23 protein-coding genes are annotated in these 20,968 nt (G+C 65.7%); 20 read left to right on the top strand and 3 right to left on the bottom strand.

Annotated features, from left to right (window positions below; all coding sequences use genetic code 11):
- Nucleotides 1-28: 28 nt before the first annotated feature.
- The 7 genes from dapC (at nucleotide 29) to RTW82_RS24350 (ending at nucleotide 5,286) form a co-directional block, all read left to right on the top strand.
- Nucleotides 29-1,222 (top strand): succinyldiaminopimelate transaminase, encoded by a 1,194-nt coding sequence (gene dapC, locus RTW82_RS24380; RefSeq protein ID WP_316926707.1) that lies wholly within the window; start codon nucleotides 29-31, stop codon nucleotides 1,220-1,222.
- Between the two features lie 162 nt (nucleotides 1,223-1,384).
- Nucleotides 1,385-1,771 carry a hypothetical protein gene (locus RTW82_RS24375; protein WP_271658803.1) on the top strand — a complete coding sequence of 129 codons (387 nt, stop codon included), beginning with the start codon at nucleotides 1,385-1,387 and terminating at the stop codon, nucleotides 1,769-1,771.
- A 9-nt stretch (nucleotides 1,772-1,780) separates the two neighbouring features.
- Nucleotides 1,781-2,002 (top strand): hypothetical protein, encoded by a 222-nt coding sequence (locus RTW82_RS24370; RefSeq protein ID WP_043243670.1) that lies wholly within the window; start codon nucleotides 1,781-1,783, stop codon nucleotides 2,000-2,002.
- A gap of 117 nt (nucleotides 2,003-2,119) precedes the next feature.
- Nucleotides 2,120-2,467, top strand: coding sequence for an ArsC family reductase (locus RTW82_RS24365; protein WP_021219449.1), 348 nt, complete (start codon nucleotides 2,120-2,122; stop codon nucleotides 2,465-2,467).
- 78 nt (nucleotides 2,468-2,545) lie between these two features.
- Nucleotides 2,546-3,580 carry a 2,3,4,5-tetrahydropyridine-2,6-dicarboxylate N-succinyltransferase gene (gene dapD / locus RTW82_RS24360; RefSeq protein WP_316926706.1) on the top strand — a complete coding sequence of 345 codons (1,035 nt, stop codon included), beginning with the start codon at nucleotides 2,546-2,548 and terminating at the stop codon, nucleotides 3,578-3,580.
- Between the two features lie 102 nt (nucleotides 3,581-3,682).
- The gene (locus tag RTW82_RS24355; protein WP_316926705.1) at nucleotides 3,683-4,885 is read left to right on the top strand and encodes a cysteine desulfurase; all 1,203 of its coding nucleotides are present in this window, start codon (nucleotides 3,683-3,685) and stop codon (nucleotides 4,883-4,885) included.
- Nucleotides 4,882-5,286, top strand: a complete 405-nt coding sequence (locus RTW82_RS24350) for a SufE family protein (RefSeq protein ID WP_316926704.1) — start codon at nucleotides 4,882-4,884, stop codon at nucleotides 5,284-5,286. Before RTW82_RS24355 ends, RTW82_RS24350 begins: the two co-directional genes overlap by 4 nt.
- Before the next feature lie 133 nt (nucleotides 5,287-5,419).
- On the opposite strand, the gene tcdA is transcribed toward RTW82_RS24350, so the two are convergent.
- Complete coding sequence (tcdA, locus tag RTW82_RS24345) at nucleotides 5,420-6,223, bottom strand: tRNA cyclic N6-threonylcarbamoyladenosine(37) synthase TcdA (RefSeq protein WP_316926703.1); 804 nt, start codon at nucleotides 6,221-6,223, stop codon at nucleotides 5,420-5,422.
- A 153-nt stretch (nucleotides 6,224-6,376) separates the two neighbouring features.
- Between tcdA and RTW82_RS24340 the strand changes: the two genes are divergently transcribed.
- The 5 genes from RTW82_RS24340 to RTW82_RS24320 all read left to right on the top strand — a co-directional run bounded on the left by RTW82_RS24340 (nucleotide 6,377) and on the right by RTW82_RS24320 (nucleotide 12,760).
- Complete coding sequence (locus RTW82_RS24340) at nucleotides 6,377-7,525, top strand: iron-containing alcohol dehydrogenase (protein WP_316926702.1); 1,149 nt, start codon at nucleotides 6,377-6,379, stop codon at nucleotides 7,523-7,525.
- A 221-nt stretch (nucleotides 7,526-7,746) separates the two neighbouring features.
- Nucleotides 7,747-10,338: a glycosyltransferase gene (locus tag RTW82_RS24335; RefSeq protein WP_021219455.1), complete on the top strand. Its 2,592-nt coding sequence runs from the start codon at nucleotides 7,747-7,749 to the stop codon at nucleotides 10,336-10,338.
- A 94-nt stretch (nucleotides 10,339-10,432) separates the two neighbouring features.
- Entirely contained in the window at nucleotides 10,433-11,572 is a 1,140-nt protein-coding gene (dapE, locus tag RTW82_RS24330; protein WP_316926701.1) for a succinyl-diaminopimelate desuccinylase, read from the top strand.
- A gap of 2 nt (nucleotides 11,573-11,574) precedes the next feature.
- On the top strand, nucleotides 11,575-12,378 hold the full coding sequence (locus RTW82_RS24325; RefSeq protein ID WP_316926700.1) for a putative RNA methyltransferase: 804 nt from the start codon (nucleotides 11,575-11,577) through the stop codon (nucleotides 12,376-12,378).
- A gap of 10 nt (nucleotides 12,379-12,388) precedes the next feature.
- Nucleotides 12,389-12,760 carry a hypothetical protein gene (locus RTW82_RS24320; protein WP_021219458.1) on the top strand — a complete coding sequence of 124 codons (372 nt, stop codon included), beginning with the start codon at nucleotides 12,389-12,391 and terminating at the stop codon, nucleotides 12,758-12,760.
- Between the two features lie 71 nt (nucleotides 12,761-12,831).
- On the opposite strand, the gene RTW82_RS24315 is transcribed toward RTW82_RS24320, so the two are convergent.
- Together RTW82_RS24315 and RTW82_RS24310 are read right to left on the bottom strand one after the other, a co-directional pair.
- A protein-coding gene (locus tag RTW82_RS24315; RefSeq protein ID WP_410478842.1) for an IS3 family transposase occupies nucleotides 12,832-14,054 on the bottom strand; the annotation gives its coding sequence in 2 pieces (ribosomal slippage) (nucleotides 12,832-13,703 and nucleotides 13,703-14,054; 1,224 coding nt in all).
- A gap of 98 nt (nucleotides 14,055-14,152) precedes the next feature.
- Nucleotides 14,153-14,731 (bottom strand): Maf family protein, encoded by a 579-nt coding sequence (locus RTW82_RS24310; protein WP_265168006.1) that lies wholly within the window; start codon nucleotides 14,729-14,731, stop codon nucleotides 14,153-14,155.
- Between the two features lie 107 nt (nucleotides 14,732-14,838).
- Here RTW82_RS24310 and RTW82_RS24305 point away from each other — a divergent pair, with 107 nt between their 5' ends.
- From RTW82_RS24305 to pabC, 8 genes are all read left to right on the top strand, one after another.
- The gene (locus tag RTW82_RS24305; RefSeq protein WP_021217612.1) at nucleotides 14,839-15,366 is read left to right on the top strand and encodes a YceD family protein; all 528 of its coding nucleotides are present in this window, start codon (nucleotides 14,839-14,841) and stop codon (nucleotides 15,364-15,366) included.
- A 13-nt stretch (nucleotides 15,367-15,379) separates the two neighbouring features.
- On the top strand, nucleotides 15,380-15,562 hold the full coding sequence (rpmF, locus tag RTW82_RS24300) for a 50S ribosomal protein L32 (RefSeq protein WP_013791824.1): 183 nt from the start codon (nucleotides 15,380-15,382) through the stop codon (nucleotides 15,560-15,562).
- A 3-nt stretch (nucleotides 15,563-15,565) separates the two neighbouring features.
- Nucleotides 15,566-16,576 (top strand): phosphate acyltransferase PlsX, encoded by a 1,011-nt coding sequence (plsX, locus tag RTW82_RS24295; protein WP_081672074.1) that lies wholly within the window; start codon nucleotides 15,566-15,568, stop codon nucleotides 16,574-16,576.
- Between the two features lie 105 nt (nucleotides 16,577-16,681).
- Nucleotides 16,682-17,620: an ACP S-malonyltransferase gene (gene fabD / locus RTW82_RS24290; RefSeq protein ID WP_184489251.1), complete on the top strand. Its 939-nt coding sequence runs from the start codon at nucleotides 16,682-16,684 to the stop codon at nucleotides 17,618-17,620.
- 14 nt (nucleotides 17,621-17,634) lie between these two features.
- Entirely contained in the window at nucleotides 17,635-18,378 is a 744-nt protein-coding gene (gene fabG / locus RTW82_RS24285) for a 3-oxoacyl-ACP reductase FabG (RefSeq protein ID WP_021217609.1), read from the top strand.
- Between the two features lie 187 nt (nucleotides 18,379-18,565).
- Nucleotides 18,566-18,802: an acyl carrier protein gene (gene acpP / locus RTW82_RS24280; RefSeq protein WP_016493661.1), complete on the top strand. Its 237-nt coding sequence runs from the start codon at nucleotides 18,566-18,568 to the stop codon at nucleotides 18,800-18,802.
- A gap of 107 nt (nucleotides 18,803-18,909) precedes the next feature.
- The gene (gene fabF / locus RTW82_RS24275) at nucleotides 18,910-20,154 is read left to right on the top strand and encodes a beta-ketoacyl-ACP synthase II (RefSeq protein WP_031287073.1); all 1,245 of its coding nucleotides are present in this window, start codon (nucleotides 18,910-18,912) and stop codon (nucleotides 20,152-20,154) included.
- The gene (gene pabC / locus RTW82_RS24270) at nucleotides 20,154-20,966 is read left to right on the top strand and encodes an aminodeoxychorismate lyase (protein ID WP_316926698.1); all 813 of its coding nucleotides are present in this window, start codon (nucleotides 20,154-20,156) and stop codon (nucleotides 20,964-20,966) included. Before fabF ends, pabC begins: the two co-directional genes overlap by 1 nt.
- Nucleotides 20,967-20,968: the final 2 nt, after the last annotated feature.

Below are 20,968 nucleotides of genomic sequence, written 5' to 3'. Positions count from 1 at the left end.
AGCCGCTCGCAGTAGCCAGGAACAACGAATGAACGACGCGCTGAACCACCTGCAGCCCTACCCCTTCGAAAAGCTCCGCGCCCTGCTCGGCGGCGTGCAGCCCGCCGACAAGAAGGCCATCGCCCTGTCCATCGGCGAGCCCAAGCACCGCTCGCCGGACTTCGTCGCCAAGGCCCTGGCCGATAGCCTCGAGCAGATGGCCGTGTACCCCACCACCCTCGGCATCCCGGCCCTGCGTGAAGCCATCGCCGCCTGGTGCGAGCGCCGCTTCAAGGTACCGGCCGGCTGGCTCGACGCCGCCCGCCACGTGCTGCCGGTCAACGGCACCCGCGAGGCGCTGTTCGCCTTCACCCAGACCGTGGTCAACCGCACCGACAACGGCCTGGTGGTCAGCCCGAACCCCTTCTACCAAATCTATGAAGGCGCAGCCCTGCTCGCCGGCGCCGAGCCGCACTACCTGCCCTGCCTGGCGGAGAACGGCTTCAACCCCGACTTCGACGCCGTACCGGTCGAGGTCTGGCAGCGCTGCCAGATCCTCTTCCTCTGCTCCCCGGGCAACCCCACCGGCGCCCTGGTGCCGGTCGAACAACTGAAGAAGCTGATCGCCCTGGCCGACGAGCATGACTTCGTCATCGCCGCCGACGAGTGCTACAGCGAGCTGTACTTCGACGAAGCCAACCCGCCCGCCGGCCTGCTCAGCGCCTGCGCCGAACTGGGCCGCAGCGACTTCGCCCGCTGCGTGGTGTTCCACAGCCTGTCCAAGCGCTCCAACCTGCCGGGCCTGCGTTCCGGCTTCGTCGCCGGTGACGCCGCCATCCTCAAGGCCTTCCTGCTCTATCGCACCTACCACGGCTGCGCCATGCCCGTGCAGACCCAGTTGGCCAGCATCGCCGCCTGGAACGACGAAGCCCACGTGCGCGCCAACCGCGACCTGTACCGCGAGAAGTACGACGCCGTGCTCGACATCCTCGGTGGCGTGCTCGACGTGCAACGCCCGGACGGTGGCTTCTACCTCTGGGCGAAAACCCCGGTGGACGACCAGACCTTCACCCGCGAGCTCTTCGCCCGCGAGCACGTCACCGTGGTGCCCGGCTCCTACCTCTCCCGCGAGGTGGACGGCTTCAACCCCGGCGCCGGCCGCGTGCGCATGGCCCTGGTAGCACCGCTCGCCGAGTGCATCGAAGCCGCCGAGCGCATCCGCGACTTCGTCCGCAGCCTCTGATCCGACTGCCCGGTCAGCGAACGGGGCAGGTGTCACAAAGCCGAACATCCAAGCTTGCCCCTTGGCGCAGGGGCCCTGAAAATCCGGCCTCTCATCCAGGGAAGGATGAGCTCGCAGACCCCGGTTGAACCGGGGCCCGCCATCCATGGAGCAGGAGTCAGGATGAAAGTCTTCGAAGTGACCATCACCATCGGCGGCGCGGTCGGCCACGTCATCGTCGGCGGCGGCGTGTTCAACGCCGAAGTACGCGACACCAGCAACGGCCGCACCTCTCTCTACACCGTCTACATGGCCGGCATCGGCGTAGGTCTTCCCGCATTCCGCGCCACATCCCGCACCTTCCGCTTCAGCGACGATGCCGCCAAGTCCTCCGACAGCTTCGAGGGCTACGGCTACATGGGCGGCGTCTCCGTGGAAGCCGGTGCTGGCGTCAAGATCGGCGGTGGCATCAAGATCCCCAATGGCCCGATGATCCCCACCAGCGTCTCGACCGACTACGGCGGCGTCGATATCAGCGTGTCCCACAACGTCACGCGCTGGGCACTCTAGGAGTTTCGAATGGACAGCACGCTCCGCCTGGCAATCGGCATCCTCCTGCTCGCCGTCGCGCTCTATCTGCTACTCGCCCCGGGCAAGGTGTCCACTGCCCTGGCGCGCTTCTATGGCCGCTACCCCCTGGTACGCCTGGCCCCCGAGCGCCAGCTCCAATCGGCGCCGACACTCGTGCGCGCCCTCGGCGCAGTCGTCGCTGTGCTCGGCCTCGCTGTGTTCTTCCTCTGACGGCACGGTGCGCCGCGCAGGCGCCCCATCGGGCAATCCCGCGTGGCATAATCGCCGACCGACGTCGCGCGCCCATGGCTGCGCGCCCCCTTGGTTTACGTGATTCCGAGCTGCCCCATGACCATCACCCTCTACGGCATCAAGGCCTGCGACACCATGAAGAAGGCCCGCACCTGGCTCGACGAGCAGGGCGTGAGCTATGCCTTCCACGACTACAAGGCTTCCGCCATCGACCGCGCCAATCTGCAGAAATGGTGTGCCGAACATGGCTGGGAAACCGTCCTCAACCGTGCCGGCACCACCTTCCGCAAACTCGACGACGCGCAGAAGGCCGATCTCGACCAGGCCAAGGCCATCGAACTGATGCTGGCCCAGCCGTCGATGATCAAGCGACCGGTACTCGACCTGGGCACCCGCACCCTGGTCGGCTTCAAGCCCGAGCTCTACGCCGCCGCCTTCAAGTGACCGCACACCGTCTCGGCACCGCCCGGCAAGCCATCGACCGGACCGCCTGATCCAACCTATTCAGAACGAGGAATTCCCATGTCCACCCAACTCTTCAGCGTCGCTTTCGGCGTCGGCACCCAAAACCGCCAGGGCAACTGGCTGGAAGTCTTCTACGCCCAGCCCCTGCTCAAGCCCAGCGCCCAGCTGGTCGAGGCCATCACCCCGATCCTCAGCTACAGCGCCGGCAACCAGGCCATCGCCTTCAGCAATGCCCAGGCCGCTGACCTGGCCTCCGCGCTCAAGGAAATCGACCCGGCCCAGTCCGCCCTGCTGACCCGCCTGGCCGAAAGCCAGAAGCCGCTGGTCGCCACCCTGCTGGCCGAAGACGCCGCCCTGACCTCCACCCCCGAGGCCTACCTCAAGCTGCACCTGCTGTCCCACCGCCTGGCCAAGCCCCACGGCCTGAACCTGACCGGCATCTTCCCGCTGCTGCCGAACGTCGCCTGGACCAGCCACGGCGCCGTCGACCTCGGCGAACTGGCCGAGCGCCAGCTGGAAGCGCGCCTGAAGGGCGAGCTGCTGGAAGTCTTCTCCGTGGACAAGTTCCCCAAGATGACCGACTACGTGGTCCCCGCCGGCGTGCGCATCGCCGACAGCGCCCGCGTCCGCCTGGGCGCCTATGTGGGTGAAGGCACCACCGTGATGCACGAAGGCTTCATCAACTTCAACGCCGGCACCGAAGGCCCGGGCATGATCGAAGGCCGCGTCTCCGCTGGCGTCTTCGTCGGCAAGGGCTCCGACCTGGGCGGCGGCTGCTCCACCATGGGCACCCTCTCCGGTGGCGGCAACATCGTCATCGCCGTGGGCGAAGGCTGCCTGATCGGCGCCAACGCCGGCATCGGCATCCCCCTGGGCGACCGCAACATCGTCGAAGCCGGCCTGTACATCACCGCCGGCACCAAGGTCGCCCTGCTGGACGACCAGAACGCCCTGGTGAAAGTGGTCAAGGCCCGCGACCTGGCCAGCCAGCCCGACCTGCTGTTCCGCCGCAACTCGCAGAACGGCGCCGTCGAGTGCAAGACCAACAAGACGGCCATTGAGCTGAACGAAGCCCTTCACGCGCATAATTAAAAAGACAGCTTGAAGTCGAAAGCCAGAAGCCGGAAGTGACCTCGAGTACTTCCGGCTTCCAGCTTCTGGCTTCCAGCACTTTCCGGTCTCAGGCTCATCGCTATGCTTCCGTCCCCCTGGCGCTCCGACTTCCCCGCCCTTTCGGCCCTCGACGCCGAGGGGCAGACCTACCTGGACAGCGCCGCCACCTCGCAGAAGCCCCAGGCGGTGCTCGATGCCCTGCTCGGTTACTACGCCAGCGGCGCGGCCAATGTGCATCGTGCCCAGCACCTGCCGGGCGAGCGGGCGACCCGGGCCTTCGAAGGCAGCCGCACCCGCGTCGCCCACTGGCTGAACGCCGCCCACCCGGCGCAGATCGTCTTCACCCGTGGCGCCACCGAAGCCTTCAACCTGCTGGCCTATGGGCTGGAGCGGCACTTCGCGCCCGGTGATCGCATCGTCATCAGCGCCCTGGAACACCACGCCAACCTGTTGCCCTGGCAGCAGCTGGCACGCCGTCGCCAGCTCGAACTGGTGGTGCTGCCGCTGGATGCACGGGGCGATATCGACCTCGACCAAGCCCGCCAGCTGATCGATTCGCGTACCCGCCTGCTCGCCGTCAGCCAGCTGTCCAATGTGCTCGGCCGCTGGCAGCCCCTCGCCGAGCTGCTGGCCATGGCCCGCCAGCAGGGCGCGCTGACCGTGGTGGATGGCGCCCAGGGCGTGGTCCACGGCCGTCATGACGTACAGGCCCTGGGTTGCGACTTCTATGTGTTCTCCGGGCACAAGCTCTACGGCCCGGAAGGGGTCGGCGTGCTCTATGGCAAGGCCGATGCCCTGGCCCGTCTGGACCACTGGCAGTTCGGTGGCGAGATGGTGCACCGCGCCGACTACCAGGACGCCGACTTCCACAGCGCGCCCCTGGGCTTCGAGGCCGGCACCCCGGCCATCGCCCCGGTGATCGGGCTCGGCGCCGCGCTGGATTACCTCGGCAGCCTCGATGCGGCCGCCGTCACCGCCCACGAGACCGTGCTCCACGCCAAGCTGCTGGCCGGCCTCGCCGCCCGCGACGGTGTGCGCCTGGTGGGCGAGCCCCGGGTGGCACTGGCCTGCTTCGGCGTCGAAGGCGTGCACAACGCCGACCTCGCCCACCTGCTCACCGAACAGGGCATCGCCGTGCGTGCCGGGCACCACTGCGCCATGCCGCTGTACAAGGGGCTCGGCCTCAGTGGCGCGATCCGTGTTTCCCTCGGCCTCTACAACGACAGCGCCGACCTGGAGCGCTTCTTCGTTGCCCTGGACAAGGCCCTGGAGCTGCTGCGATGAACCTGCCACCCGCCGCCTCCGAGGCCCTCGCAGCCTTCACCGGCGCCGGCAGTTGGGAGCAGCGTGCGCGCCTGCTGATGCAATGGGGCGAGCGCCTGGAGCCCCTGGCAGACGAAGAACGCAGCGACGCCAACCGTGTGCATGGCTGCGAAAGCCAGGTCTGGCTGGTCAGTGAAATGAAGGATGGCCAGCGCCACTTCCGCGCCGCCAGCGACGCCCGGCTGATCCGCGGCCTGCTGGCCGTGCTTCTGGTGCGCGTCCAGGGCCTGCCGCCAGAGGAGCTGGCCGCCCTCGACCTCGCCGACTGGTTCACCCAGCTCGGCCTCGGCCGCCAGCTCTCCCCGTCCCGCAGCAACGGCCTCAACGCCGTGCTCGAACAGATACGCAAGACCGCTAGGTAGGTCGGGTGCAACCCGACACAAGGCCGCTACAGCCGGCGGGTTTCACCCGCCCTACGGCCAAGGGCTCATGCGAGTCATCAGCATCCTTGGGTAGGCGCGAATTCATTCGCGATGAGATTCCCGGAACAACCCTCTAGCCAGCAGCACGCTCCGACGGCTGCCGCGCACCGGCCACCAGCTTGTCCACGGTCTTGGCCGCAGCGGCCATGCCGAAGCTGGCAGTAACCATCATCACCGCGCCGAAGCCGCCGGCGCAGTCCAGCTTCACGCCCTCACCGACGAAGCTCTTCTGCTGGCACACCGAGCCATCGGGCTTGGGGTAGCGCAGCTGCTCGGTGGAGAACACGCAAGGCACGCTGTAGGTGCGCCCCGCCGTGCGCGAGAAGTTGTAGTCGCGGCGCAGCATGGAGCGCACCTTGGCCGCCAGCGGGTCGTTGAAGGTCTTGTTCAGGTCGGTGACCTGGATCTGCGTCGGGTCCACCTGGCCGCCCGCGCCGCCGGTGGTGACGATCTGGATCTTGCGGCGCTTGCACCAGGCGATCAGCGCCGCCTTGGCCGCCACGCTGTCGATGCAGTCGATCACCGCATCCAGCTCGGGGGTGATGTACTCGGCCATGGTCTCGCGGGTGACGAAGTCGGCCACCGCATGCACCACGCAAGCCGGGTTGATGGCGCGAATGCGCTCGGCCATCACCTCCACCTTGGCCCGCCCCACGGCACCGGCGATGGCGTGCACCTGGCGGTTGGTGTTGGTGATGCAGACATCGTCCAGGTCGAACAGGGAAATCTCACCAACGCCGGATCGCGCCAGCGCCTCGGCCGCCCAGGAGCCGACGCCGCCGATGCCCACCACCGCCACGTGCGCCGCCTGCAGGCGCGCGGCGCCCTCCAGGCCATAAAGGCGGGCGATGCCACCGAAACGTTCGTCTGTACTCATGCCTAGCTCCCAACTCGCCAGCCACCTGGCCGGGCGCGCATTATAGGAAGCGTCGACCGCCATCCCAAGCCCGACACCGCTGAATGGTGAGCCATAGATCGGCCCGCTGCCCGCCAGCGCTATAGTCGGCCGATAACAACAAGGGAGCCAAGCATGCGCAACTTCACCTTCTATAACCCCACCCGCATTCATTTCGGCGAAGGCCAGATCGACAAGCTGGCCCGTGAGATTCCCGCCGGCAGCCGGGTGCTGGTCACCCACGGCGGCGGCAGCATCTTCCAGAACGGCGTCTGGCAGCAGGTGGAACAGGCCCTGGCCGGTTATGCGCTGACCCGCTTCGCCGGCATCGAGGCCAACCCGCAATTCGACACCCTGGTAAAAGCCACGGAACTGGCGCGCCGCGAAGGCTGCGACTTCATCCTCGCCGTTGGCGGCGGCTCGGTGATCGACGGCAGCAAGTTCATCGCCGCGGCCCTGTGCCATGACGGCGACCCGCTGGACCTGCTCACCGGCACCCGGGCCAAGGCGGCCGTGCCCATGGGCTGCGTGCTGACCCTTGCCGCCACCGGCTCGGAGAGCAACCCCCACGGCGTGGTCACCCATGTGACGCGCCAGGAGAAGCTGCCCTTCTCCAGCCCCTTGCTGTACCCGCGCTTCGCCATCCTCGACCCGCGCACCACCTTCAGCCTGCCGGCGCGGCAGATCGGCAATGGCGTGGTCGACGCCTTCGTCCACACCCTGGAGCAGTACCTCACCTACCCCGCCGATGCGCCGCTGCAGGACCGCCAGGCCGAAGGCCTGCTGCTCACCCTTATAGAGGAAGGTCCCAAGGCCCTGGCCAACCCCGAGGACTATGCCGTGCGCGCCAACCTCATGTGGTGCGCCACCCAGGCCCTCAACGGCCTGCTCGGCTGCGGCGTGCCGCAGGACTGGGCGACCCACATGATCGGCCACGAGCTCACCGCCCTCTATCACCTCGACCATGCCCAGACCCTGGCCGTGGTGCTGCCGGCGCTGCTGGCCGAGCGCCGCGAACCCAAGCGCGCCAAGCTGGCCCAGTACGCCGAGCGGGTCTGGGGCCTGACAGGGGACGAAGACACCCGGATCGACGGCGCCATCGCCGCCACCCGCGACTTCTTCGAAGCCCTGGGCGTGCCCACCCGCCTCGCCGACCACGGCCTGGACGCGGAAGCCATCCCCCAGGTGCTGGCCCAGCTGGAGCGCCACGGCATGACGGCCCTCAGCGAGCGTCGCGACCTCGACCTGGAAGCCAGCGAGCGCATCCTTCTGCGTGCCCTGTAATCCCCTTCGTACCGGGCCTGACACAACGCCAGCGACGGGCCCGGGAAATCGCCGCGAACTTCTCCGCAACCCCAGGGACAAAGCCTGTGTGCAATGGCCGGCAGGCACGGCTATCGTTCGTACAGAATCTATACAGTCGCCGGACGCCGGAGTAGCATGCGCGCCGACCAGCGCTCGCTGGCGCTATCTCCCCGTTCCACGCTTCGGAACCTGAAATCCCTATGCCATCGCGTAAATTTGGACTCAACCTGGTGGTCTTCGTGGCGGTCGCCGCGTTGTTCACCGGAATCTGGGCGCTCTACAACCGTCCCGTCAGTGCCCCGGACTGGCCCGAGCAGATCTCCGGCTACTCCTACTCGCCGTTCCGTGTGGACCAGAACCCCCAGCAGGACCGCTACCCCACCGACGAGCAGATCCGTGAAGACCTCGAGCTGCTGAGCAAGCAGACCGACAACATCCGCACCTACTCAGTGGACGGCACCCTCGCCGACATCCCCCGCATCGCCGAGGAATTCGGCCTGCGCGTGACCCTCGGCATCTGGATCAGCCCGGATGAAGCGCGCAACGAGCGCGAGATCACCAAGGCCATCGAAATCGCCAACAACTCGCGCAGCGTCGTGCGCGTAGTGGTCGGCAACGAAGCGTTGTTCCGCCGCGAGATCAGCCGCAAGGACCTCTCCGTCTACCTCGACCGCGTCCGCGCGGCCGTGAAGGTGCCGGTGACCACCTCCGAGCAGTGGCACATCTGGCTGAAGTACCCGGAGCTGGCCAACCACGTCGACCTGGTCGCCGCCCACGTCCTGCCCTACTGGGAATTCATCCCCATGGAGGACTCCACCCAGTTCGTGCTGGAGCGCGCCAAGGACCTGAAGAAGGCCTTCCCGAAAAAGCCGCTGCTGCTCTCCGAAGTGGGCTGGCCGAGCAACGGCCGCATGCGCGGCGGCGCCGACGCCTCCCAGGCCGACCAGGCCATCTACCTGCGCACCCTGGTCAACGCCCTCAACGCCCAGGGCTACAACTACTTCGTGATCGAAGCCTTCGACCAGCCGTGGAAGGCCAGCGACGAAGGCTCGGTGGGTGCCTATTGGGGTGTCTACAACCTGGAGCGCCAGCCCAAGTTCAACTTCGAAGGCCCGGTGATCGCCATCCCGCAATGGCGCATGCTCGCCGTCGCCTCGGTGGTCATGGCCCTGCTGGCCCTGGCCCTGATGCTCATCGACGGCAGCGCCCTGCGTCAGCGCGGCCGCACCTTCCTCACCTTCGTCGCCTTCGCCGGTGGCTCGGTGCTGGTGTGGATCGCCTACGACTACAGCCAGCAATACAGCACCTGGTTCAGCCTCACCGTCGGCGTGCTCTTGGGCGTCGGTGCCCTGGGCGTGTTCATCGTCCTGCTCACCGAGGCCCATGAACTGGCCGAGGCAGTCTGGGTACGCTCCCGTCGCCGGCCGTTCCTGCCGGTGATAGGCGACTCGCCCTACCGGCCCAAGGTGTCGATCCACGTGCCCTGCTACAACGAGCCGCCGGAGATGGTCAAACAGACCCTCGACGCCCTCGCCGCACTGGACTATCCAGACTACGAAGTCATCATCATCGACAACAACACCAAGGACCCGGCCGTCTGGGAACCGGTGCAGGCGTACTGCGAACAGCTCGGCCCGCGCTTCCGCTTCTTCCACGTCGCCCCGCTCGCCGGCTTCAAGGGCGGCGCGCTGAACTACATCCTGCCGCACACCGCGCCTGACGCCGAAGTCGTGGCGGTGATCGACTCCGACTACTGCGTGAACCCCAACTGGCTCAAGCACATGGTCCCGCACTTCGCCGATCCCTCGATCGCCGTGGTGCAGTCGCCGCAGGACTACCGCGACGGCAAGGAAAACACCTTCAAGAAGCTCTGCTACGCCGAGTACAAGGGCTTCTTCCACATCGGCATGGTGACCCGCAACGACCGCAACGCGATCATCCAGCACGGCACCATGACCATGATCCGCCGCACCGTGATGGACGAGCTGCAATGGGCCGACTGGACCATCTGCGAAGACGCCGAGCTCGGCCTGCGCGTGTTCGAAAAAGGCTATGCCGCCGCCTACGCCCATGACAGCTTCGGCCAGGGCCTGATGCCGGACACCTTCATCGACTACAAGAAGCAGCGCTTCCGCTGGGCCTATGGCGCCATCCAGATCATGAAGGGGCACGCCCGCAGCCTGTTCCTCGGCAAGGATTCCGAGCTCAAGCGTGGCCAGCGCTACCACTTCATCGCCGGCTGGCTGCCGTGGATCGCCGACGGCCTGAACATCTTCTTCACCATCGGTGCGCTGCTCTGGTCGGCCGCGATGATCATCGTGCCGCAACGGGTCGACCCGCCGCTGCTGATCTTCGCCATCCCGCCGCTGGCGCTGTTCTTCTTCAAGGTGGCGAAGATCGTGTTCCTCTACCAGCGCGCCGTCGGCGTCAACCTGAAGGACGCGTTCTGCGCCGCGGTAGCGGGCCTGGCCCTGTCGCACACCATCGCCAAGGCGGTGCTGTACGGCTTCTTCACCACCAGCATCCCGTTCTTCCGCACGCCGAAGATGCGCAGCAACCACGGCCTGATGATGGCCCTGGCGGAAGCCCGCGAAGAAGTCTTCGTGATGCTCCTGCTGTGGGGCGCCGCCATCGGCATCGGCATCGTCCAGGGCCTGCCCAGCGCCGACGTGAAGTTCTGGGTGGCCATGCTGCTGGTGCAGTCGCTGCCCTACCTCGCCGCGCTGATCATGGCGCTGCTCTCCTCGGCGCCCAAGCCGCTGGAACAGCCCCATCCGGAAGCCACGGCCTGACCCGTAGCGAGTGACCTAAACGGCGGCCAATGGCCGCCGTTTATGTTTTAAGATGTCGTCCTTTTCACGCCTTGCCGCCTTACCGGAGCCCTGCATGACCGCCCTCTCCCCCACCCTCGAGCTCGCCTGCGACCTCATCCGCCGCCCCTCGGTCACGCCGGTCGACGAAGGCTGCCAGGAGCTGATGATGCGCCGCCTGGAAGCGGTCGGCTTCCGCATCGAACGCATGCGCATCGAGGACGTGGAGAACTTCTGGGCCATCCGTGGCGGTGAAGGCCCCGTGCTGTGCTTCGCCGGGCATACCGACGTGGTGCCCACCGGCCCGCTGCAGGCCTGGCAGCACCAGCCCTTCGACGCCAAGATCGACGAGCAGGGCATGCTCTGCGGCCGTGGCGCCGCCGACATGAAAGGCAGCCTGGCGTCGATGATCATCGCCGTCGAGCGCTTCGTCGCCGAGCACCCGCAGCACCAGGGCGCCATCGCCTTCCTCATCACCAGCGACGAAGAAGGCCCCGCCCACCATGGCACCAAGGCTGTGGTCGAGCGCCTGGCCGCCCGTGGCGAACGCCTGGACTGGTGCATCGTCGGTGAGCCCTCCAGCACCACACTGGTGGGTGACGTGGTGAAGAACGGCCGCCGTGGCTCCCTCGGCGCCACCCTCACCGTGCGCGGCATCCAGGGCCACGTGGCCTACCCGCACCTGGCGAAGAACCCGATCCACCTCGCCGCCCCGGCCCTGGCGGAACTCGCCGCCGAGCATTGGGACGACGGCAACGCCTTCTTCCCGCCCACCAGCTTCCAGGTCTCCAACCTCAACTCCGGCACCGGCGCCACCAACGTGATCCCGGGTGAGCTGGTGGCGGTGTTCAACTTCCGCTTCTCCACCGAATCCACGGTCGAAGGCCTGCAGCAGCGGGTCAATGCCATCCTCGACAAGCACGGCCTGGACTACCACGTGGAATGGGCCCTCTCCGGCCTGCCGTTCCTCACCGAGCCGGGCGAACTGCTCGACGCCGTGGCCGCCAGCATCAAGGCCGTCACCGGTCGCGAGACCACCCCGTCCACCAGCGGTGGCACCTCCGACGGCCGCTTCATCGCCACCATGGGCACCCAGGTGGTCGAGCTCGGCCCGGTCAACGCCACCATCCACCAGGTCAACGAGCGCGTGCTGGCCAGCGACCTCGACCTGCTGACCGAGATCTACCAGCAGACCCTCGTACGGCTGCTGGCCTGATCATGCTCACCTGCCCCATCTGCCAGGCGCCGCTGTCCCCCGTGGACAACGGCGTTGCCTGCCCGGCCAACCACCGGTTCGACCGCGCCCGCCAGGGCTACCTGAACCTGCTGCCGGTGCAGCACAAGAACAGCCGCGACCCCGGTGACAACGCCGCCATGGTCGAGGCCCGCCGACGCTTCCTCGAAGGCGGCCACTACGCGCCGCTGGCCGCCCGCCTGGCGCAGCTGGCTGCCGAACGCCGCCCTGCGCGCTGGCTGGATATCGGCTGCGGCGAGGGCTACTACACGACGCAGATCGCCGATGCGCTGCCCGACGCCGACGGCTACGGCCTGGACATCTCCCGCGAAGCGGTGAAGCGTGCCTGCCGCCGCGCGCCCGGCCTGACCTGGCTGGTGGCGAGCATGGCCCGCGTGCCCCTGGCGGACGCCAGCTGCCAGCTCCTGGCCAGCGTCTTCAGCCCGCTGGACTGGCAGGAGGCCCGCCGCCTGCTCGCCCCCGGCGGTGGCCTGCTGCGCATGGGCCCGACCCGCGGCCACCTGATGCAGCTGCGCGAACGCCTGTATGACGAGGTCCGCGACTACGACGACGAGAAGCACCTGACACTGATCCCCGAGGGCATGAAGCTGGAACACAGCGAAACCCTCGAATTCGACCTGCAGCTGGCCAGCAGCGAAGCCCGTGCCGACCTTCTGGCCATGACGCCCCACGGCTGGCGCGCCAGCGCCGAACGCCGTGCCGCCGTGATCAAAGACGCCTTCGAAGTGACGGTCTCCATACGCTACGATTGGATCGTCAGAAACTAGGACCCCCGCCATGCGCCAACCCGATATCGAGATCTACCTGAAGGACGCCGACCAGGACGCCGTTTCCGCCTGGCTGGCGCAGGCCTTGGGCGACTGCTCGCCCTGGCAGCAGAAGGGCCAGACCTTCAAATGCAACGCCGGCGGCATCCCCGTGACCTGGCTGCCGCGCGCGGTGGGCAAATGGCACAGCCTGCTGCTGGAGAGCGATGCGACGCCCTGGGAGGACGACCTCTCCTGCGCACTGGCCGCGTTCGCCGCGCTGGGCGTGGAAATCCGTTGCGCACCGGGTGGCTGGCAGGAAGAAGAAGGCGAGGACGATGCGGACCGCTGGATCAGGGTCAACGCCCAAGGCAGCAGCGAGATCGTCTGGCGCACCGACTGAGTGCAGCCGCGAGTGGTGTTGCATGTCTAGTCCTGAAATAGGTTTACACCTTTCAGGCCAAGCTCCATACCTCAAAGCGCCCGATGCACCGCATCGGGCGTTTTGTATTTCAGAGCCAGGTGAGGCCGCTCCCGGTTATAGATATCGACGGCTTCGCGCACCATGCGACGCGCCTGTCCGAGGCCGGTAGGAGGGTGCTCCAGCAACTCGTTCTTCAGGATGCCGTTGACGCGCTCAGCCAGCGCATTCTGGTAACAGTCGTAACCATCGGTCATCGAGCAGGTTGCCCCGTGCTGCACGTGCAGGCGTTGGTACAGCTCCGAGCAGTACTGGATGCCTCGGTCGGAGTGATGCACCAGGGGGNTCCGCGTCGTGCGGTACCGCAGCGCCTGGCTGTAGGCCCGGGCCACCGACTCGGCATGCAGGCTGTCGTGGACGTGATGGCCGACGATCTTGCGCGAATAGGCATCGGTGACCAGGCTCAGGTACAGCGGACCGCTCTGGCTCGGCAGATAGGTAATGTCCGCCACCCATACCTGCTCCGGGGCGCAGGGCAACACCTGCTGCAGCCCTGGCTTGAGCAGATTCGGATGACGATAGAACCGGTGAAAGCTATGGGTGGTCTTGTGGTACGCCCGCTTGGGTTTGACCAGCAGGCGATGCTCCGCCAGCACCCTAAACAGGCGATCCCGGCCCACATGGAACGCGATCCTGGCCTGATCCTGCAGCAAAAAATGCAACTTGCGCGCCCCCAGACGGGGCTGCCGCATCCGTACCTCACGCACGACCTGGGCAATCAGCGAATCTTGCTCGGAACGCTGGTCCGCCGAGTGGTTACGCTGGTAATAGGCTTGGCGACTCAAGCCCATGAACTGGCAAGCCCTGCTAACGCTCAGCGCTGGGATTTGCCCTTGCGTGAGGACTTGCCGGGACGCTTTTTTACAACGGATACGCCGTAGTCGTTCTTCAGTACGTTCACGACCGCTTCGAAGAACTGGGCCTTCTGGCTCATGACTTCCAGCTGCTGCTCCAGCTCCTTGATGCGCTGCTCCGGCGTCAGTGGCAGGTTGGGTTCGGACATCGGCTTGCTCCTGGCGGATCGAATGGAGGCTCCCTGACTCCAGTCCTGCCGACCATGCTTGCGTAACCACACCAGCACCGTCGAGCGGCCCTGGATGCCGTAGCGAGCCTGAGCCTCCTTGTAGCTCATTTCGCCTTTTTCGATCTGATCGACCACTGCCAGTTTAAAAGCCTGCGTGTAATCACGCTGACTGCGACGGATACCTTCTGCCATCGGGGCTCTCCTGAAATAAGGGCGAAGGTGTAAACCTTATTCAGGACGGGACACTGCCTATATATAAGGAAGAGCCCGGCTGATGCCGGGCTTTTTCGTTATGGCAGTTCCAGGCCTTCGTCGAGCAGCATGTCGACCAAGCGGATCAGGGGGAGGCCCACCAGGCTGGTGGCGTCTTCGCCCTGGGTGGAGCGGAACAGGCTCACGCCCAGCCCTTCGGCCTTGAAGCTGCCGGCGCAGTCGTAGGGCTGCTCGATGTTCAGGTAGCGCTCGATGGTCGCTTCGCTCAAGGAGCGGAAGTTCACCGTGAAGGGGATGCAGTCCACCTGGCAGCGGCCGCTGCGTGTGTTCAGCAGTGCTAGGCCGGTGAGGAAGGTGACGCTGGTGCCGCTGGCCGCCAGTAGCTGGCTGCGGGCGCGTTCGAACTCCAGGGGTTTGCCGAGTATCTGCTCGCCCAGCACGGCGGCCTGGTCCGAGCCGATGATAAGGTGGCCGGGGTGCAGGTCCGCGAGCGCGCGGGCCTTTTCTTCGGCCAGGCGGCGTACCAGTTGCTCGGCCGACTCGTGTGGATGTCGGGTTTCGTCTATCGCGGGTGCACTCCAGGTGAAGGGCAGGCGAAGGCGTTCAAGAAGCTCGCGGCGGTAGGGCGAGCTGGATGCAAGCACCAGTGGTGGCATGCTGATCTCCCAGTCAGGAAGCGGAAATTCTATAGGCCTTGCCACGTGGCGGACAGGGCGGAATTTGTTTTGACAGGTGACAGGTGCATCCCTAGAATGTCGCGCCTATGTTGAATGGGCCGATTCCACCTCACGTCGATCCGCGCAAGATGGCAGATCGCGGCGTAACCCTCCAGGGTGAGCTGCAGCTCTCCAGTCTTGAGCGACTCTGCGACCCGCTTGCCGACACTGCAGGCATCGTACGCACGAAACTTGTTTTCGGGCGCGATGAGCGCAGGGCAGCGATTATCCGCAGTGAAATCGATGTAGAGGTCAAGATGGTATGCCAGCGTTGTCTGGAGCTGGTCGTACTGCCGATCCACAGCGAGTGTACGTACGCTGTGGTGAAGGAAGGTGCGGACAGCGAGTCACTGCCCAAGGGCTATGACGTGCTGGAAGTGGGTGAGGATCCTCTGGATCTTCTGACTCTGGTCGAGGATGAGCTGTTGCTCGCCTTGCCCATTGTTCCGGCCCATGACCCTGAAGATTGCCAGCAGCCGGAAGGGCTTGATGAGCCCGAGCCGAGTGAGAACGAGGTGACGCGGTCCAACCCGTTCAGTGTATTGGCGCAGTTAAAGCGTGACCCAAACGTTTAGGAGTTAATTAATTATGGCTGTTCAGCAGAACAAAAAATCCCGCTCTGCCCGCGACATGCGTCGTTCCCACGATGCCCTCGAGGCCAACGCCCTGTCCGTCGAGAAGAGCACCGGTGAAGTACACCTGCGTCACCACGTATCCCCGGAAGGCGTATACCGTGGTCGCAAAGTGATCGACAAGGGCGCTGACGAGTAATCCTTGTCCGCTCCGATCATCGCGATTGACGCAATGGGCGGGGACTTCGGTCCCCGTTGCATTGTCCCGGCCAGCATCGCCTGCCTGGCTGAGTTCCCCTCGCTCCACCTCATTCTTGTTGGTCAAGCCCAGCTCCTCGAAGAGTTGATCGCCCGTGAAAGCGGCGTCGATCGTCAGCGGCTGTCCATCGAACATGCATCCGAAGTCATCGGCATGGACGAGCGTCCATCCCAGGCCTTGCGTGGCAAGCCCGACTCCTCCATGCGTATCGCCCTCGACCTGGTCCGTGCCGGTCGTGCCCAGGCCTGCGTGAGCGCCGGCAATACCGGTGCTCTGATGGCGCTTTCCCGTTACATGCTCAAGACCCTGCCGGGCATCGATCGCCCTGCGATGGTCAGCGCCGTGCCCACGGCCAAGGGGCATTGTCATTTGCTGGATCTCGGCGCCAACGTCGATTGCAGTGCCGAGCACCTCTATCAATTCGCTGTAATGGGTTCCGTCGCTGCCGAGGCGCTCGGGCAGGCGCGCCCGCGTATCGCCTTGCTCAACGTCGGCACCGAGGACATCAAGGGCAACCAGCAGGTCAAGCTGGCGTCCAGCCTTCTGCAGCAGGCTGAAGGCCTGAACTACATCGGCTACATAGAGGGTGATGGCCTGTACCGGGGCGAGGCCGATGTGGTGGTGTGCGACGGCTTCGTCGGCAATATCCTGCTCAAGTCCAGCGAAGGCCTGGCCTCGATGATCTCCGCGCGCATCGAAGCGTTGTTCACCGACAGCTTCGGCTCGCGCATGGTCGGTGCCCTGGCGCTGCCGTTGCTGCGCCGCCTGCAGGGGGACCTGACGCCCGCTCGGCACAATGGCGCGAGCTTCCTGGGTCTCCAGGGTATCGTCGTCAAAAGCCATGGGGCCGCCGGTTCCGATGGCTTCCAGAGCGCCATACGGCGCGCCCTCATCGAGATTCGCGAGAACCTTCCCCAGCGCCTGCATGGGCGTCTCGAGGATCTGTTGCTCTAGGATGTGACCGCTGTCTGCGGCTTGTCATCCAACTGTCAGTTCGTTGCGCTTGGCTATGCCCGGCGTTCCTGTACATCGATCAAGGCAAACAAGGGAATAGTTCCGATGTCCGCATCCCTCGCATTCGTTTTCCCCGGTCAAGGCTCCCAGTCCCTGGGCATGCTGGCCGAGCACGGCGCTTCGCAGAAGCTGGTCCTGGATACCTTCGCCGAGGCCTCCGAGGCCCTGGGTTATGACCTCTGGGCACTGACCCAGCAGGGCCCGGAAGAGCAGCTGAACCAGACCGACAAAACCCAGCCGGCCATCCTCACTGCGTCCATCGCACTCTGGCGTCTGTGGCTGGCCGAGGGCGGCGCCCGCCCGGCTTATGTCGCCGGTCACAGCCTGGGTGAATACTCGGCGCTGGTCGCTGCCGGCAGCCTGGGTTTCGCCGATGCGGTGAAGCTGGTGGAGCGTCGTGGCCAGCTCATGCAGCAGGCCGTTCCGGCGGGGCAGGGCGGCATGGCTGCGATCCTCGGCCTGGAAGATGCCGACGTACTGGCCGCCTGCGCCGAAGCTGCGCAAGGTGACGTGGTCAGCGCGGTCAATTTCAACGCCCCGGGCCAGGTAGTGATCGCCGGCAGCGCCGTTGCCGTCGAGCGTGCCATCGAGGCCTGCAAGGCCCGTGGTGCCAAGCGCGCCATGGCGCTGCCGGTCAGCGTGCCGTCCCACTGTGCGCTGATGCGCCCGGCGGCCGAACGCTTCGCCGAGTCGGTCGAAGCCATTGCCTGGCAGGCGCCGCAGATTCCGCTGGTGCAGAACGTCAGTGCCGCCGTCGTGGCTGATCTCGGCTCTCTCAAGGGCGACCTGCTGGCCCAGCTGTACAGCCCGGTCCGCTGGGTGGAGTCCATCGTTCGCCTGTCGGAGCAGGGTGTGACCGAGCTGGTCGAGTGTGGTCCCGGCAAGGTTCTCTCTGGCCTGAACAAGCGCTGCGTGAAAGGCATTGGCACGCACAATCTGGATACCCCCGACGCCTTCGCAGCCGCTCGCGCTGCGCTGGCCTGAGCAAGGAGAAGACTATGAGTCTGCAAGGTAAGGTCGCCCTGGTCACTGGTGCGAGCCGTGGTATCGGCCAGGCCATCGCGCTGGAGCTGGGTCGCATGGGGGCTGTCGTCATCGGCACCGCCACCACCCCGAGCGGTGCCGAGCGCATCGCCGAATACCTCAAGGAAAACGGCGTCGAAGGCGCCGGCCTGGTGCTCGATGTGAGCAATGACGAATCCGTCGCCAGCACCCTCGAACACATCCAGCAGCACCTTGGCCAGCCGTTGATCCTGGTGAACAACGCCGGTATCACCCGTGACAACCTGATGCTGCGCATGAAGGATGACGAGTGGTTCGACGTCATCAACACCAACCTCAACAGCCTCTATCGCCTCTCCAAGGCCGTGCTGCGTGGCATGACCAAGGCTCGCTGGGGGCGCATCATCAACATCGGTTCGGTGGTAGGTGCCATGGGCAACGCCGGGCAGGTGAACTACGCCGCCGCCAAGGCCGGCCTGGAAGGCTTCGGTCGGGCCCTGGCCCGTGAAGTCGGCTCCCGCGCCATCACCGTGAACTCGGTGGCGCCCGGTTTCATCGATACCGACATGACCCGTGAACTGCCGGAAGCCCAGCGCGATGCACTGCTGGGGCAGATTCCGCTGGGGCGTCTGGGGCAGGCCGAGGAGATCGCCAAGGTGGTCGCATTCCTCGCATCCGATAGCGCATCCTACGTCACCGGAGCTACTATCCCTGTGAACGGCGGCATGTACATGAGCTGAATGTGACGATTCCCTTCAGGAAACTGTCATAGGAGCTGTCTAAAATCCGGTACATAAGTGCAATTGGGTTATGGACGGGTCCAGACAGGGCCTGGAGGGGTTGGCATCCCGCTTGAAATGCGGAAAACCCTTTCTATACACTGCAGCCCAAGCTGCACGGATTTTTCCATAGGAGTGAAAACAAGGTATGAGCACCATCGAAGAACGCGTCAAGAAAATCGTCGCCGAGCAACTGGGCGTTAAAGAAGACGAAGTCACCAACAGCGCTTCCTTCGTCGAAGACCTGGGCGCCGACTCCCTTGACACCGTTGAGCTGGTGATGGCTCTGGAAGAGGAATTCGAGACCGAGATCCCGGACGAGCAAGCTGAGAAGATCACCACCGTTCAGGAAGCTATCGATTACATCAACGCGCACGCGCAATAAGTAATCGTCGATTCCCGACTCGGAAAAGCCGCACGACCTCCAAGGTCGTGCGGCTTTTCTTTAAGCGTCATCCAACCGCCGTGTAGAAAAAAATAGAGGAGAGCGCTGTGTCGCGTAGACGCGTCGTGATCACTGGCCTGGGCATGCTGTCGCCGCTGGGCAACAACGTCCCGGACAGCTGGCAAGGAATTCTGGCTGGCCGCAGTGGCATCGGCCTGATCGAGCATATGGACCTTTCCGCCTACACCACCCGTTTCGGTGGTTCGGTGAAGGGCTTCGATGTCGAGCAGTACCTGTCCGCCAAGGAAGCTCGCAAACTCGACCTGTTCATCCAGTACGGCCTCGCTGCCAGCTTCCAGGCTATGCGCGATTCCGGGCTGGAAGTAACCGATGCCAACCGTGAGCGCATCGGCGTTGCCATGGGCTCCGGGATCGGTGGCCTGACCAACATCGAGAACAACTGCAAATCGCTGATCGAGCAGGGGCCGCGGCGTATCTCGCCGTTCTTCGTGCCGGGCTCGATCATCAACATGGTGTCCGGCTTCCTGTCGATCCACCTGGGTATCCAGGGGCCGAACTACGCCATCGCCACCGCCTGCACCACCGGCACCCACTGCATCGGCATGGCCGCGCGCAACATCGCCTATGGCGAAGCTGACGTGATGGTCGCCGGTGGCGCCGAAATGGCGGCCTGTGGCCTGGGGCTGGGTGGCTTCGGTGCTGCCCGTGCCCTGTCCACCCGCAACGATGACCCGGCGGCAGCCAGCCGCCCCTGGGACCGTGGCCGTGATGGCTTCGTGCTGTCCGACGGCGCCGGTGCGCTGGTTCTCGAAGAGCTGGAGCACGCCAAGGCCCGTGGCGCCACCATCTATGCCGAGCTGGTCGGCTTCGGCATGAGCGGCGACGCCTACCACATGACCTCGCCGCCGGAAGACGGCGCCGGTGCCGCCCGCTGCATGCACAATGCCCTGCGTGATGCCGGCCTGAACGGCGACCAGGTGCAGTACATCAACGCCCATGGCACCTCCACTCCGGCTGGCGACAAGGCTGAAGCAGCGGCGGTGAAGAGCGTGTTCGGCGACCACGCCTACAAGGTTGCGGTGAGCTCCACCAAATCCATGACCGGCCACCTGCTGGGTGCGGCCGGTGCCGTCGAGGCGATCTTCAGCGTGCTGGCGATCCGTGATCAGGTGGCGCCGCCGACCATCAACCTGGACGACCCGGACGAGGGCTGCGACCTCGACTTCGTGCCCCACGAAGCCCGCTCCATGCCGATCGACGTGGTGCTGTCCAACTCCTTCGGCTTTGGTGGCACCAACGGCTCCCTGGTATTCCGTCGGTTCGCCGACTGATGCAGAGCTGGGTCGACGGCCGCCCGGCCGGGTCACTGTCCCTCAAGGACCGTGGCCTGGCCTACGGCGATGGTCTATTCGAGACCATTGCCGTATGCGGCGGTCGGCCCGGCCTGTTGGAGCGTCACCTCGCGCGCCTTGCCGAAGGCGCGCGGCGTTTGTCCTTCGATCTTGATCTCGACCTCGTGCGTGAGGAGCTGCTGGCGTTCTCTGCCCAGCTCGGTGAGGGCGTTGCCAAGTTGATGGTGACCCGCGGTGATGGCCTGCGCGGCTATGCACTGCCAGGCACGCCGCCGCGGCGCATCCTCATGGGCAGCCCCTATCCCGCCTATCCCGAAGGTCACGCCGAACAGGGCATCGAATTATTCCCCTGCGTCACCCGCCTGGCCGAGCAGCCGCTGCTCGCCGGGCTCAAGCATCTCAATCGCCTGGAGCAGGTTCTGGCCCGTGCCGAGTGGCAGGATGTGCGCTTCGCCGAAGGCCTGATGCGCGACGTTTCCGGGCGGGTCATCGAAGGGGTTTTCAGCAACCTCTTCATAGTCCGCGCGGGTGTACTCCTGACCGCCGATCTCGGGCGCAGCGGGGTCGCCGGGGTGATGCGCGCGGAGTTGCTGGACCAGGCCGCTGCCCAGGGCATCGCCACCCAGGTGCGCGACATCGGTTACGAGGAACTGCTCACGGCCGATGAAGTCTTCCTCTGCAACAGCCTCTACGGCGTCTGGCCCGTGCGCCGCTTCGCGGGTCACGACTGGTCGGTCGGGCCGCTCACCCGTAAACTGCAGGCCCTTGCCCGCGACCTACTGGATAGCTGATT

This window comes from Pseudomonas sp. zfem005 (assembly GCF_032621735.1).
In the GTDB taxonomy this organism is placed as follows: Bacteria; Pseudomonadota; Gammaproteobacteria; order Pseudomonadales; family Pseudomonadaceae; genus Metapseudomonas; species Metapseudomonas solani.
Note: the sequence above shows the minus strand (reverse complement) of the source record. Positions and strands in the feature narration are given on the sequence as shown.